The 14,770-nt window shown below is 41.9% G+C and carries 15 protein-coding genes and 1 pseudogene; 5 read left to right on the forward strand and 11 right to left on the reverse strand.

Going from position 1 to position 14,770, the window contains the following annotated elements:
- The 4 genes from B4J23_RS07265 to B4J23_RS07280 all read right to left on the reverse strand — a co-directional run.
- On the reverse strand, positions 1-737 hold a 737-nt coding region (locus B4J23_RS07265; RefSeq protein ID WP_291359657.1), incomplete at its 3' end, for a lyase family protein.
- A gap of 57 nt (positions 738-794) precedes the next feature.
- Positions 795-1,526 (reverse strand): high frequency lysogenization protein HflD, encoded by a 732-nt coding sequence (hflD, locus tag B4J23_RS07270; RefSeq protein WP_004782648.1) that lies wholly within the window; start codon positions 1,524-1,526, stop codon positions 795-797.
- Between the two features lie 7 nt (positions 1,527-1,533).
- Positions 1,534-2,673, reverse strand: coding sequence for a tRNA 2-thiouridine(34) synthase MnmA (mnmA, locus tag B4J23_RS07275; protein WP_034703632.1), 1,140 nt, complete (start codon positions 2,671-2,673; stop codon positions 1,534-1,536).
- 4 nt (positions 2,674-2,677) lie between these two features.
- Positions 2,678-3,163, reverse strand: coding sequence for an NUDIX hydrolase (locus B4J23_RS07280; protein WP_291359660.1), 486 nt, complete (start codon positions 3,161-3,163; stop codon positions 2,678-2,680).
- A 271-nt stretch (positions 3,164-3,434) separates the two neighbouring features.
- Between B4J23_RS07280 and B4J23_RS07285 the strand changes: the two genes are divergently transcribed.
- The gene (locus B4J23_RS07285; RefSeq protein ID WP_291359662.1) at positions 3,435-5,369 is read left to right on the forward strand and encodes an acyltransferase family protein; all 1,935 of its coding nucleotides are present in this window, start codon (positions 3,435-3,437) and stop codon (positions 5,367-5,369) included.
- Positions 5,370-5,435: 66 nt separating this feature from the next.
- On the opposite strand, the gene B4J23_RS14390 is transcribed toward B4J23_RS07285, so the two are convergent.
- Together B4J23_RS14390 and B4J23_RS14395 are read right to left on the reverse strand one after the other, a co-directional pair.
- Entirely contained in the window at positions 5,436-6,053 is a 618-nt protein-coding gene (locus B4J23_RS14390; RefSeq protein WP_414631566.1) for an ATP-binding cassette domain-containing protein, read from the reverse strand.
- 462 nt (positions 6,054-6,515) lie between these two features.
- Positions 6,516-7,031: pseudogene (locus B4J23_RS14395) on the reverse strand (ATP-binding cassette domain-containing protein); the annotation flags it as partial.
- A 347-nt stretch (positions 7,032-7,378) separates the two neighbouring features.
- Here B4J23_RS14395 and B4J23_RS07295 point away from each other — a divergent pair.
- A complete protein-coding gene (locus B4J23_RS07295; RefSeq protein ID WP_125278411.1) occupies positions 7,379-7,894 on the forward strand; it encodes a DUF1543 domain-containing protein in 516 nt (171 codons plus the stop codon).
- A 39-nt stretch (positions 7,895-7,933) separates the two neighbouring features.
- Here B4J23_RS07295 and B4J23_RS07300 read toward each other — a convergent pair whose 3' ends face one another.
- The 4 genes from B4J23_RS07300 to B4J23_RS07315 all read right to left on the reverse strand — a co-directional run bounded on the left by B4J23_RS07300 (position 7,934) and on the right by B4J23_RS07315 (position 10,756).
- Positions 7,934-8,464: a gamma carbonic anhydrase family protein gene (locus B4J23_RS07300; RefSeq protein ID WP_125278412.1), complete on the reverse strand. Its 531-nt coding sequence runs from the start codon at positions 8,462-8,464 to the stop codon at positions 7,934-7,936.
- A gap of 103 nt (positions 8,465-8,567) precedes the next feature.
- Positions 8,568-9,716, reverse strand: a complete 1,149-nt coding sequence (gene dacC, locus B4J23_RS07305) for a D-alanyl-D-alanine carboxypeptidase PBP5/6 (protein ID WP_004782636.1) — start codon at positions 9,714-9,716, stop codon at positions 8,568-8,570.
- Positions 9,717-9,844: 128 nt separating this feature from the next.
- On the reverse strand, positions 9,845-10,225 hold the full coding sequence (locus tag B4J23_RS07310; protein WP_125278413.1) for an MCR_0457 family protein: 381 nt from the start codon (positions 10,223-10,225) through the stop codon (positions 9,845-9,847).
- Positions 10,226-10,384: 159 nt separating this feature from the next.
- Complete coding sequence (locus tag B4J23_RS07315) at positions 10,385-10,756, reverse strand: MCR_0457 family protein (RefSeq protein ID WP_004782632.1); 372 nt, start codon at positions 10,754-10,756, stop codon at positions 10,385-10,387.
- Positions 10,757-10,864: 108 nt separating this feature from the next.
- Between B4J23_RS07315 and surE the strand changes: the two genes are divergently transcribed.
- The 3 genes from surE to B4J23_RS07330 all read left to right on the forward strand — a co-directional run bounded on the left by surE (position 10,865) and on the right by B4J23_RS07330 (position 13,609).
- Positions 10,865-11,641, forward strand: a complete 777-nt coding sequence (gene surE, locus B4J23_RS07320) for a 5'/3'-nucleotidase SurE (protein WP_291359669.1) — start codon at positions 10,865-10,867, stop codon at positions 11,639-11,641.
- 107 nt (positions 11,642-11,748) lie between these two features.
- Positions 11,749-12,588 carry a peptidoglycan DD-metalloendopeptidase family protein gene (locus tag B4J23_RS07325; RefSeq protein WP_125278415.1) on the forward strand — a complete coding sequence of 280 codons (840 nt, stop codon included), beginning with the start codon at positions 11,749-11,751 and terminating at the stop codon, positions 12,586-12,588.
- 91 nt (positions 12,589-12,679) lie between these two features.
- Positions 12,680-13,609: a LysR family transcriptional regulator gene (locus B4J23_RS07330; protein WP_291359671.1), complete on the forward strand. Its 930-nt coding sequence runs from the start codon at positions 12,680-12,682 to the stop codon at positions 13,607-13,609.
- 57 nt (positions 13,610-13,666) lie between these two features.
- Here the strand turns inward: B4J23_RS07330 and B4J23_RS07335 are convergent.
- Positions 13,667-14,770, reverse strand: a 1,104-nt coding sequence (locus B4J23_RS07335) for an aspartate aminotransferase family protein (protein ID WP_291359673.1), incomplete at its 5' end; no start/stop codon positions are given.

Raw genomic sequence — 14,770 nt, forward strand, 5'->3', positions numbered from 1 at the left:
TCGATCTGAGTGGTGTACGGGTTGAAAGTTAGACCTAAAGATTCCACGAAAGCTTGTGAGTGAGCAGGCCAGTTGATTTCTGGGTAAGCAGAGTAGTGTGCATTGTAGTTACCTACAGCACCGTTGATTTTGCCCAGCAATTCAACATTTTTGAACTGTTTGATTTGACGAGCCAGACGGTAAGCCACGTTCGCCATTTCTTTACCCAAAGTGGTTGGGCTGGCAGTTTGACCGTGAGTACGAGACAGCATTGGCTGTTCAGCGTGAGTCTCAGCCAAAGCCACGATTGAATCGATAATTTGTTGCATAGACGCGATTAAAACATCACGGCCATTTTTCAGCATTAAAGCATGAGACAGGTTATTGATGTCTTCAGAGGTACATGCAAAGTGAATGAATTCACCCGCATTTTTCAGCTCTTCAATCCCTGCAATTTTTTCTTTCAGGAAATACTCAACCGCTTTCACGTCATGGTTTGTAGTACGTTCGATCTCTTTAATGCGGTTGGCATCTTCTTCAGAGAAGTTGGCAACAATCGCATCAAGTGCAGCATTGGTTTCAGATGAGAAAGCTGGCACTTCAGTGATTTCAGGACGGTTGGCAAGCGCTTGTAACCAACGCACTTCAACAGTCACACGAGCATGGATCAGACCAAACTCAGAAAGAAAAGGGCGCAGCGCATCACATTTGCTAGCGTAGCGTCCATCTAATGGAGAAAGTGCAGTTAAAGCGTTCATATCGATTCCCTAAATTTTGGAATTAAACGAAAAACGGTGCGCGTACAACAACATGGTTTAGATCACCTGAAACTGTAAGCGCGCGAGATTTTGGATATCCTGTAGCAGCTTGCGCTTGCCAAAAATCATGCCCCATGAACTGCCACCAAGCTGACGCCATAAGTGTGCCATCTGCAGTCCAGTAAATAGTGAAGCACGGATGCGGTTGGTATGACCGGAATCTTTAAAGGCTTCAGCATTGCCACGCACCATGATCCGCGGATTGATCTGTCCGGCGGTATCTACATAGGTTTGAGCGAGATTGGCAATGATGCTGGGGTGCATGTAATTGTTATCGAAGAAGGAGAGCTGTCTGAGGATTTTTTGCTGGGATTGTTCGATGATTTCAACAAACTTGGGATTGCTATAAACCTTCTTTTCTAACTGAAGAAGTGCCATGGCATAGGACATTGGAAGCTTGGTCGATGAAAGTTTTGGAAGTCTGGATTTTGGGGAAGTATTAAAAGGTTGGGTAATGCTGCTTTCCAGGGTTTTTAAACCGAGGGAAATATCGGCCAGCTGATTAAAGAAGTCTAAGGTCTGGGCATTTAACTTGCCGCTTGGACGGATATTTAAACTGGCTTTAATCAACTGCTCAAAATAGAAATTACCGCTTTCACCAATGCTTTGCTGTCCCGTCAATGCAGTCATATGCGTCAGCTGGGTGGCCTGAAAAACCCCCGCCAGCGCCAACGCACGATTTTGACGAACATTCAACGTTGTGGCTTGTTGAAACGGTAACTCCGTCATGCCGAAATCATCCTTTAATAAAATCAGGTTTAGGCGCATTGGTATGATGAATCACGCCACCACCTAAACAAACTTCACCTGAGTAGAATACAACGCTTTGACCCGGGGTCACAGCACGTTGCGACTCATCAAATTCAACACGAACACCATTTGGTGTTTCTGGATCCTTGAAAATAGTACACGCTTGGTCAGGCTGACGGTAGCGGGTTTTTGCCGTACAGCGGAAACCTGATTCAGGAATATCCTGTTCACCGGCTACCCAGTCAATCGCTTCAGACCACAATATGGTACTTTGCATCAGTGGATGTTCATGACCTTGACCGACCACCAGACGGTTACCTTCGATATCTTTATGCAGCACAAACCAGGCACCTTCTTCCGCGCCTTTCATACCGCCAATACCGATCCCGCCGCGTTGACCGAGCGTATAGTACATTAAGCCGTGATGATCACCAACCTCTTTGCCATCTTCCAGCACGATTTTTCCAGGTTGAGCCGGTAAATATTGCTTTAAGAAGTCATTGAAGCGACGTTCCCCAATAAAACAGATACCCGTAGAATCTTTTTTCTTGGCTGTTGCCAGACCTAATTCTTCTGCAATTTTACGTACTTGTGGTTTTTCAATTTCGCCGACAGGGAACAGGGTCTTGTTAATTTCACGACCATGAACTGCATGCAGGAAGTAAGTCTGGTCTTTATTATTGTCATAACCACGCAGTAATTGGGCATATTGCTCACCGCGTGAATTGGTCATGGTCTCGCCGCGACGACAGTAGTGACCGGTGGCAATAAAGTCGGCGCCGAGATTGATCGCATGATCCAGGAAGGCTCGGAATTTGATTTCTTTATTACACAAAATATCCGGGTTTGGGGTGCGGCCAGCAGCATATTCAGCCAGGAAATGCTCGAACACGCGATCCCAGTATTCCATCGCGAAGTTGGCGGTATGCAGTTTGATCCCGATCTTGTCGCAAACGGCTTGTGCATCGGCAAGATCTTCCATTGCCGTACAGTATTCTGTGCCGTCATCTTCTTCCCAGTTTTTCATAAAAAGACCTTCAACCTGATAACCCTGTTGAAGGAGGAGAGCTGCAGACACAGATGAATCTACACCACCAGACATTCCGACGATGACACGTTGTTGCATAGGATTAGGCATCCAAATTTGAAATTAAGGGAGAGTTTTGGTGCTCGTAAATGAGCGATAAAGGATATTTTTGACCAGAAAGCGCATCCTGTACGGCTTTAATCACCAGCGGACTACGCGCACGAGCTGACTCTTGCAGTTCATCTAAAGTCATCCAGACTGCACCGACAATACCGGTATCCAGTTCAGCATTTTCATCATGGCTGACGGCTTCTGCTCTCAGGCAGAAACGGAAATAGGTACGATCCGGGAACATCGGCGGGGTATAGGTATAGATGCCGATCAGATCAGTAACATTGACCTGATAACCGGTTTCTTCCATGGTTTCACGAATGGCTGCTTCGACAATGGCTTCACCTGCCTCCACATGGCCTGCCGGCTGATTGAATACAGTATGGGTAACACCTTCAGTATGTTCTTCAACGAACAGGAATTTTCCATTTTTTTCGACGACAGTTGCGACAGTGACGTGAGCAGTCCAAGCGGTCATAAAGGAGCACCATGGAATAAAAACTGTATTCTACAAAATTTAGGCAGCGGTGGCTATGTTGATACTCGGGATTTTAATTTAGATGATTAACAATAAAGGTATTTGGCGAAAAAGAAAAAGTAGAATATAATGAGTACATAAAATACTAAAACAGTAATATTTGCATTCTACGCTTTAATATAAGAATTTGATTTAAAATAAAATTTAATAAAAATTAGCAGTATTTCATAACAATTAAAATAAATAACAGGCTTTATAGGACAGGATTCCAATGAAATTCAGAACAGACATTAATGGCCTCAGAGCAATTGCCGTGATTGCAGTCATGCTATTTCATTTTAATGCGGCCTGGATGCCTGGCGGTTTTGTTGGAGTAGATGTCTTCTTTGTGATTTCAGGCTTTTTAATGACTGGAATCATATTTAAAGATTTAGAACATGAAAAATTTTCTATTCTGAAATTTTATGTGGCTCGTGCGAATCGGATTATTCCGGCTTTGGCCGCGCTGTGTCTGGTATTAATGGTTTTTGGCTGGTTTTATCTGACGCCTTTTGATTACAAGTTATTGGGTAAGCATGCCGCGAGTAGCATGACTTTTTTATCCAATATCAGTTACTGGAAGGAATCCGGTTACTTTGAGGCAGGCACTCACGAAAAGTGGTTATTACATACCTGGTCACTTTCCGTAGAATGGCAATTCTATATGATTTATCCACTCGTTCTCATTGCCATGCGCAAGTTCATGTCCATCCAGACCATGAAATTTGTGCTGCTGGCAGGAACGATTTTAGGATTCATTCTATCTGTGATCGCTACCTACAAATGGCCAAATCCGGCTTATTTCCTGTTACCGACCAGAGCCTGGGAAATGATGATCGGGGGAATTGCTTATCTTTACCCTTTGACCTTGCAGGAAAATAAGAAAAGGTTGCTGGAAGGAACGGGATTGGCACTTATACTGGGGTCTTATTTCTTCATTTCAGCAGAAGATTTGTGGCCTGGCTATCTGGCAGTTTTTCCTGTTATCGGCACTTTTCTGATGATTCAGGCACATCAAAATGACAGCGTTATTACCAATAATATTGTATTTCAAAAACTAGGAGCCTGGTCTTATTCTATTTACCTCTGGCACTGGCCTTTGGTGGTGCTGATCTATATCTACTCATTGCCTGAATATTATGTGTATGCCGGAATAGTACTTTCTATAATTCTGGGTTTTCTGAGCTACAAGTATATTGAGCAGATTAAATTACCTTCATATCATCAGTGGAAAGATATTTATCGTATAAAACCGCTTTATTTTTCTCTAGTGCTCATGAGCTTAGGAGTTACTTTAAATATATTTAATGGTTTTAATACAGATCTGCGCCAAGGTGCAGCCTCAGAACAGGCAAAATTCTTAGATTATTATAATGAAAAATTCAAAAATTTAAGGGAGGCGTACTGGCTGAAATGTGATACTTACGTGAGCCTGACTGAGCATAATAGTTATGATCCTGATCCGGTCTGTATCACGAAACAAAAGGAAGGCGGGGTGTTCTTATGGGGAGATTCTCATGCTGAAGCACTTTCTTTAGGGCTGAGGACATTACTGAAATCCAATGATATCCCTTTTTATCAGAAAACCTCTTCCATTTGCAGGGCATCGCTGACCGAGATTAACTATCATAAAGGAGCTTATAAAGAAGCCTGTGATTATTCCAATAAACTGGCACTAAAGAGCATCGCAGAACTTAAGCCCAAAATTGTGGTCATCACCCAAGCCCTGAAACACGACGAAACCAATTGGGAAAATATCGGGAAAAGTTTGCTTCAGCTTGGCGTATCCAATATCGTCATTGTGGGGCCAATTTCGCAATGGAAACCTTCACTTCCTAAAGTCATGGTGAAACCGAAAAACTGGAATAGTGCTGAAGATTTTATATTTGATGCCGGACTGGATTTAAGAGCAGTTCAGGTAGACGAGAAAATGAAAAAATTACAATATCCTCAGGGAATTACCTATATATCTCTTATTGATCATCTATGTAAAAAAGATGATGTTCAGCAGCAATACAAATGTCGGATTCGGGCAGCTCAAGGAGAAGATCTGCTTCAGGTGGATTATGGTCACTTAAGTGAATCAGGCTCTCTATTTGTAGGGAATACCATACTGTCAAAATATTTATTAAATTTATATTCTCAGAGTGTGACTACAAATCAATAAGTTTATTTCCTGAGAGTGATCAGCCACCCATTGAGGTGGCTTTTACATATATAAGTTTAATGAAAATTATTCATTCATATTGAATACTTCAGTGATCTCGCAATCACGCACAAACTGTTCATCGTGTGAAACTAAAATTACAGCGCCTTTATAAGACCGAATTGCACTTGCCAGCAAAGCTTTAGACTCAATATCTAGATGATTTTCTGGCTCATCCAATAATAAAAGTTCGGGTTGAGGGGAGACCTGGCTAAGACCTAATAACGCCACTTTCAGCTTTTCACCACCACTTAACTGAGACAAAGGATAAGTACCTTTATCACCACGAATTCTAAGTTGACCCAACAGATTACGCCATTCCACCTCCGGAAAATCAGGATTTATCTGCCTTAAATTTTCAATTGTACTTAATGTCTCATTGAGAAAACTAAAATTTTGATCCAGATAAAAACAGCTTCGTGCCAGAAAGATTTGATCCAAAGGTTGCTGCTTTTGTTGGGCGATCAGTTTCAGCAAAGTGGATTTACCAATTCCGTTTCGGCCTATAATATGGATCTTTTCAGCTGCACTTAAAGCAAGATTCACAGGCTGTGGAGTACCAAAAGGAAGCTTTAACTCTTTAACCCGCAGAATTTCACCAGACTGTGGTTTAAGGTCTGGAAATTGAAATAGCTGAGGTTTTATCTTTTCGAGTTGCTGCTTTTGAAATTTTAACTCAGATTGTTCATTGGAAATTTGCCGTTGGTGCTGTGCCTGAACTTTACCTATACTTTGACCAGCCTGTTCTTTTTTAAAGTCTAAAAGCACTTTGGCTTGGGAATTCGAATCACGTAATTTGTTTCCGGCACGTTCCCGCTTTTGTGCTTTCATTAAAACGTCATGCTGCTTGTGCTTCATCTGTTTAATATCACGCTGACTCTGCTGAATTGACTGTTCGAGTGAAGTGACATTTTTCTGATACTGTTCAAAAAACTCCGCATAGTTTCCAGTAAAGTGCTGTAATCCATGCTCATTTAAATAATAAATATGATCAACCTGATCTAGAAAAGTCCGGTCATGACTAATGATCAACGCACCAGCAGGATGTAACTTTAAATGCTCTATTAACCATGTTCGTGCTTCACGATCCAGATGGTTGCTCGGCTCATCCAGCAATAAATAATATTCAGGCTTTAAGAACAAGCTACATAAAGCAAGTTTGGTCTTTTGGCCCTCACTCAAATATTGTACGGGAAAGTCCAGATCGGTGGGTAATTGTGCTGAACTCAACAGTTGCTGCCATTCATGCGGCAAATGCCAACTATCCTCAAGTAGCTCATAATCCTCGAAACTGGCTGTACCATGTTCAACATTTTTAAAAGCACGATGTAATTGACTTACTTCGAGTGCTTCAGCAATTGTGGCTGCCTTTAACCGATGCAATTGTGGTAGATAGGCATGATGCATTTGCCAGGAAACTTGACCTGAGCAATGTGGAGAAGAATGCTGAGTCTGATGCAAAAGCTGCATGAGCAAAGACTTACCTTGTCCATTACGGCCAATTAAAGCGCTGACCTGAGCTTTAGGAAGGGTAAAATTTAAATTCTGAAATATGACTTTGGAAGGGAATTCTAAAGTCAGACTGGATATTACACATGCCTGCTGAGTCATAAATAACCTCATAAATACAGGATGCACAAAATAAACAAGGGATTTTTTTCTAGAAGAAAGATCAAGCCAGACGATCTATTTTGCACATCAATCTAAAAATAATCGTTGATGAGAAAAATAGACTTACTTCATTGGCGTGACTCACTTATAAGAGAAGGGGAATTCGGACCTTATTTTAATACAAATAAGCTTGCTTAAAAATAGATCAAATTAGGATTGTTTATTCACTGTATTGAGGCTGATTTAAGTGAATTTAAGAATTTTAAGAATATGAAGTGATTTACTTGAAGTTGAACGAGTAAGTTTCATTTACACTATGCGGCTAAAGTCTCTCTATTTTACTTTTAAAGGATTTTTTTATGTCTGAACTCAAGCTTTACATTGCTTTATTGGGCGGTAAGCATGAAAAAGCCAATGTAGAAGTACATGATGTAGTTCCGGTCATTAGTTCAGATATTAAGACAGCTTTTCCATATCTGAAGGAACAATGGTTTGGTGTGCAAAAAGGCCTGCATGTCGATGGCTGGATGACGATCAATGGTGTCAACTATCAGGATCTGAATTATCAAGTTCAGGTGACAGACACACCTGTAAAACAGGGTTTAAAATTATTCCTGATCAATCTGGGTGCTTATGTGCCAGATGAGTTTGGTGAAATCCATAAATATCTGGTTGTTGCTGCTAAAAATAAAACTGAAGCTAAAGCGCAAGGCAAGCTGGCCATTGAAAAGACCTGGTTTAAACCTCATACCGATGCCGTGATTGATGTGGATGATTGTTTAGAACTGAACAAGATTGACCAGAAATTTGTGCGTCTGGTAGAGGGAGACTTTGAAGCCAATAGTTTTAAGAATGATTATGTGGTTATTCCTTGATTTAAATAAGGCTACGTAAAGTAGCCTTAATTTATCGATTTATTTGTAATGGCCTGAGACTTTCACATAGTTTTGTGCTGAATAAGGCAAGAAAGCTATTTCCTTTTCAGTCAGTGGACGCACTTTTTTGACTGGACTGCCTACATACAAGTATCCACTTTCTAATACCTTATTCGGTGGTACCAGTGAACCCGCTCCAATCATCACATCATCTTCAACGATTACATCATCGAGAATAATTGTACCGATACCCACTAAAACACGATTACCAATGGTACAGCCATGTAATTTTACATGATGACCAATCGTCACATCTTCACCAATAATCAGTGGTGAACCTTCAGGTTTATCCGCCTTTTTATGACTCACATGCAACATAGAATGATCTTGTACATTCGAGTTCTTGCCAATACGAATATGATTCACATCACCACGAATTACGGCAAAAGGCCACACAGATACATTTTCGCCTAAAACGACATCACCTACGACCACCGCCATCGGATCGATATAACAAGAGTCAGCGACTTGCGGGCGAGTATCCAGATAAGGGCGAATGTTTTGGCTCATGTCAGTATCATCCTGAAAGTTTATAAGCATTATAAAATAAAAAAGCACACATTCGATGAATGTGTGCTTTGGCTTTAGTAAGATCTAATATTGATAATAAATATTAGAACAGGTTACTAAAGAATTGTTTGATATGATCCAGCATGCGGGCAAAGAAACCAGCTTCTTCAACTGCTTTCAGTGCAACAAGTGGTTTCTCAGCAATCACTTTGCCGTTTAAAGTCGCCACATATTTACCTACGACTTGACCTGGTTGTAAAGGCGCAGTCAGTTTAGGCTGAACGACTAATTGAGTCTTGATGGCATTGGCCTGACCTTTAGGCATAGTCACATTAAAGTTTTCTGCAAGACCGATCTGCACTTCATTTTCCTTACCAAACCAGACTTTAGACTTGGCTAGAACCTGTTTAGCGGGTTGAACATTTTTGGTTTCAAAGTTTGCATAACCCCAAGCCAAAAGTTCACGTGTTTGCGATGCACGTTCATTCATGGTTGGTGCACCAAAAATTACTGAAATCAGACGAGTCGGGCCACGTTTTGAAGAGGTCGTTAAGCAGTAACCGGCTTCATCAGTATGACCAGTTTTCAAACCATCTACACTTGGATCAGTATAGAGCAGGGCATTACGGTTGCCTTGCTTAATCCCGTTAAAAGTAAACTCTTTTTCAGAGTAGATTGGATAGTATTTTGAACTGTCTTTGATGATGTGTTGAGCCAAAGTTGCCATATCTTTCGCAGTTGAATAATGGCCTTCAGCTGGCATACCAGTCGAGTTGATGAAGCTGGTATTGGTCATACCGATCCGTTTCGCTTCCTGGTTCATCATATGTGCAAAGGTACCCTCGTTCCCTGCAATATGTTCAGCCATCGCCTTAGATGCATCGTTACCAGACTGGATAATAATCCCGCGCAACATTTCTAGTGCAGTCGCCGTACCATTTAAAGGCACATACATACATGATTCTGCACTGCTACCACGGCACCATGCAGATTCATTCATGCGAACCTGTTCATCTTCAGTCAGCTCACCACTTAATAACTTCTGCTCGATGATGTAACTGGTCATCATCTTGGTCATTGAAGCAGGGGCTAATTTTTCATTTTCATTTTTTGATGCGAGAATTTGCCCTGTCTCGTAGTCCATTAGCACATAAGATTTATTATTCAATTCTGGTGGTGCAGATAAGACAGTTGCTGCAAAGCTAAAACTAGGAATTAATAATAATGCAGCAAGGGCAGTTTTTTGGGTCATTTCTAGTGGGTTCCAATATCTTGATGTAAGCACGAAGAGCCTAGCATTTTAGGACAAAGCTAGGCTGACTTCTATGGGAAACCCGGGGTTATTTCAAAAGTATTGTAAGCAATCACGCAAAAAGTGGATTATTTACTGTAGCTCACCAACTCATTGCAAATGGCCTGATTCTTTTTCTTGCCAGCCTTTTTGGCATCACTCTGTGCTTCGGCCAGAATGTTACGGAAATCTGACTGTTTTACCATCTGGTTCAGGCGCTCAACCGGATTTTTTTGGCCGGGCAAATATTCAGTCACCAGCTGGTTATACCCCTGATTGAATTTTGCTTTGTCTTTGACCATGCTTGGGCAAATTTCAGAAAGGACATAAATTGCAGCTAATTCTTGCTTGGTGATTTCCTGACTCGGGGTGACTTCAATATTATCATTTGCTGCATAAACCGAGCTTCCCCAAAGTGTCATACCAGCAACAACAGATAAACTTAAACTTTTAATTAATGTATGTTTCATCAAAAAACTCAAAAATTACATGTAGAACAATAATTTGTTAGCTTAAAGATATTTTCAAAATTGAAAAGAGGGGAAATGTAGTGAAGCTGTAGAATTATGAAGAAATGTGTAAGAGAAAAAAGACGATGCTGGCATCGTCTCATTTCAGTGAGAAAGACCTTATTCCTGATAAGCTAAAACGTCTTCACACGCTGTTTTTTGTTCGTCTTTTGCAGTCTGTTTTGCACCTTGACGTGCTTCTTCAAGCACAGTCTTGTATTCACTGTCTGCCTGAAGTTTTTGATAGGTCATCGATTTGTCTGAGTATTCTTTTAGATAAGATTGAATCAGCTGCTGAATCGTTGTATCGAATTTTGCATTCTGACCAATAATGCCCGGGCATACTTCAATCATTACCTGTGCAGATGCGACATCTTCTTTCACGATCATGTCATTTTCTTCAGCTGTCAAATCATTGGCAATAACTGCAGGAGAAACAAAAGTTGCCAAACTTAAAGCCAAAGTACCCCAAAGAGAGAATTTTTTCATCATCTTAAGCCATATGTATTAATGGATATCGTGCTACAAATATATATAATTCCTGAACTAATACAATGAAATGTCCTAGCGAGTCATTTTTTAGCTCAACGAGATTTTGCAGTGAATATATTAATTTCCAATGATGATGGCGTTTTTGCACCAAAAATACAGGCACTGGCGCAGGCCTTGAGGCCTTTAGGACGTGTTGTGGTGGTAGCTCCAGAAAGTGAACGTAGCGGATTTTCCAGTGCACTGACTTTAGACCGACCATTAAGACCGATCCAGATTTCTCCCGATGTATGGGCGGTTAATGGCACGCCGGCTGACTGTGTCTATCTGGCCATGAACGGCTTATTTGATGTTGAATTCGATCTGGTGGTCAGCGGCATTAACAGTGGTGCCAATCTGGGAGATGATGTGCTGTACTCGGGTACGGTGGGGGCTGCATTTGAAGGCCGTCTGGCCAAACAACCTGCATTAGCAGTTTCTCTATGTGGGCAAAACGTTCGATCTTATACCTTACCAGAAGATTATCGCATTGCAGCGCAATGGGTACATGATTTTATTGCGGCAGGTTTGCCGACTTTGCCTGAGCGTCATATTTTTAATGTGAATATTCCTGATGTGGCTGAGCTGAAAGGAACTAAAGTGACCTTTCAGGGACGCCGTAGCCAGTCCAAGCCGATTACCAGTCATGTAGATCCACGCGGTCGTCAGGTTTACTGGATTGGGCTATCGGGTGAAGCAGTCGCAATGCCAAAACATAAAGGAACTGAAATCGAGTCAGACTTTTTTGCAATTGCCAATGGCTATGTAAGCGTGACGCCAATTCAGATGGATGCCACAAACTATGACACACTTCACACTTTGCAAGCCCAGATTCTAAATAAAATCTAATGAATGTTATAAGTTTGTGAAAAATGAAAGCTTACAAGTATATTGTAGTAAAACTTTGCTAATCTTACTGGGTTTTTGCAACCGTATAGATGTTAGAGAGGAAGATAATGTCCTTGGTGTTACCGAAATACTTCATTCATGCTTCACCATCCAGCTTCATCAAAACTCTGGTTTTGTCCACTGTGGTTGTTTCCACAATGATTATTACTGGTTGTGCCACTAAACCTCAGGTCAATAATATGACCCGCTATGCCGCAGCGCCTGACTTCTATACGGTACGCTCTGGGGATACTTTGAGTGGCATTGCAGCACGTTATGGTCTGAGCTATATCAGTGTGGCAGAGATGAATGATATTGCTCCACCGTATCGTATTTATGTGGGTCAGTCGATTCGCCTGAAAAATAACACTACTGCGCGCCGTACTACAGCGACTCAACCTGTTACCCAAGCTGCCCCGATTCAGCGTCAAACGATTGCGATTTCAGCGCCAACCACTCCAGCTCCAACGACTGTTAAGACTACGCCAAAACCTGCCACCACTACTTCTGCACCGATTACCCCAGTATCGACAGCAGCGGGATTACGTTGGGTCAAGCCATCAAATGGTCCGGTATTACAAAACTATGATCTGGCTGCAAATATCAAAGGTACCCGTTATGGCGGTAATGTCGGAGATCCGGTCTTTGCTGCAGCAGATGGGCAGGTGGTATATGCAGCAGATGGCCTGAAGGAATATGGTAATCTGGTATTAGTTAAACATATTAATGGCTATATCACCGCTTATGCGCATAACAGTAAATTAAGCGTGAAAAGTGGCCAAAATGTAACGGCTGGTCAAAAAATTGCCGAGATGGGGGCGACTGGTACAACCCGTACTATGCTTGAGTTTCAGGTTCGCTTAGACGGAAAACCGATTAATCCAACAGCAGTTTTACCAAATAATTAAATAAATAATGCAAAACGTAAATTTCACCGTATAATACAATGAGTTGCTTTTATCAAAAGATGAAGCATCTCATAAGTTTAGAGGGGAATTTATGTTAGATCAACTTCGAGCAATGGGTGTCTTTGCTTGTGTTGTGGAAAAGAACTCGTTTAGCGGTGCTGCACGTGAGCTAGGGATTACAACCAGCGCCGTGAGTCAACAAATTCGCTCTTTAGAACAGGATATGGAAGTTGTACTTCTAAATCGTTCTACGAGAAAATTAAGTCTGACCGAAGCGGGACAAGCTTTTTTTCACAGCTGCCAGGAAATGTTGTCTGCTGCTGAGCGTGGAAAGGTTCGCATTAACGAGTTACGTGACGATCTTGTTGGTGAACTTCGTATTGTATCCTTACCGGAAGTCTGTGCGAATCATGTGATTCCTGCACTTTCTCACTGGATGTCCGCACACCGTGGCCTGACAGTCCACCTGGAAACAAACAATCATGAGGTTGATTTGTTGGAAGGGCGTATTGATATTGCCCTGCGATTTGACCAGAACGATGATGATCACAACCTTCAGGTTGTGCCATTAATGCAGATTGAACAGATTCTTGTTGCTGCGCCAAGCTATATTAACCAGACCGCCATTATCTCGCGTCCTGAAGACCTGAAACATCATGATGTTTTGCCTTTAACGCATATTAAAAATCATCAGAATTTCAGTTTTCAGCATGTGCATAGTGCAGAAAAGGTTGAATTTGAACTGAGCTCACGCTTTAGTACCAATAACAGCCGGGTTGCAAAAGCCATGTGCCTGCAAGGCAATGGGGTTGCTAAGATTTTATATCTTGATGTTAAAAAAGATTTATTAAATGGTTCACTGATTGAAGTCTTGCCTGAATGGAAACTTCCGCCAGTCACCCTTTATGCAGTTATGCCTAATCGAGAACAGCAACCGACTAAAGTCCTGCGCTGTCTGGAGGCATTGAAACAATATTTTAGCCAGATCTCTGGTGGACGTTTGTTACAAGTCGCATCATAAATTCCCTATAAACAAAAAAGCCGCTTTAAAGCGGCTTTTTTGTTGTTCAAGATAGACTTAAGCAAGATAAGCCTTGATCATTTTCACTAAACGTTCGGTCAGTTGATCGGCCTGTTCCTGAGTAATGTTCAGGGTAGGCAACAGACGAACGACATTACCTGCAGTCACGTTGATAATGGTTTTGTATTCATCGCGTGCAATATCCACCAGCTCACCGCAGTCTTTAGGCAACTCAATCCCGATCATCAGACCGAAACCGCGTACAGTCACTTGATGATCTGCAAGCTGGTTACGTAACTGCTCAACAATATATGCACCTTTTTCAGCGGCATTGGCCACGATATTCTCTTTTTGCATAATATCGATAATGGTATAAACCACGCGTGAACCCAATGCAGTACCGCTATAAGTCGAACCGTGGTTACCCGCAGTCAAAACACCGACACCACTACCTTGAGTCATCACGGCACCAATCGGGAAGCCATTGCCCAGACCTTTAGCTGTGGTCAGTACATCCGGCACAATATTGGTGTGCTGATAAGCAAAATATTTACCGGTACGGCCATTACCTGTTTGTACTTCATCCAGCATCATTAACCAGTTGTGCTGATTACAGATCTGACGGATTTCTTCTAGGTAGCTAAAGCCTTGCGGTGCAGTGTTGACACCACCTTCACCCTGAATCGGTTCAACCAGAATAGCCACGATATCCGGATGGTTAATTGCAGCTTCTTCAATGGCTTCAATATCACCAAAAGGTACACGAATAAAACCTTCAACCAATGGACCAAAGCCTTGTTGAACTTTTTTGTTACCCGTTGCAGATAGGGTTGCCAGCGTACGGCCATGGAAAGATTTGTCAGCTACAATAATTTTTGGTGACGCAATACCTTGCATATGACCGAATTTACGCGCAATTTTGATAGCGCCTTCGTTCGATTCTGCACCACTGTTGGAGAAGAAAACTTCTTCCATGCCAGCGACTTCAGCCAGTTTCTGTGCAGCAGCAGTTTGCCAAGGCACTTCAAAAAGGTTGCTGGTATGAATCAGGGTTGCAGCTTGTTCCGCAATTGCTTCAGCAATCACTGGATGAGCATGACCCAAACCGCAAACGGCGATCCCAGTTAAGGCATCTAAATACTCTGTACCATCTTCGGTATA

It is taken from the genome of Acinetobacter sp. UBA3025, from assembly GCF_002367915.1.
GTDB lineage: Bacteria > Pseudomonadota > Gammaproteobacteria > Pseudomonadales > Moraxellaceae > Acinetobacter.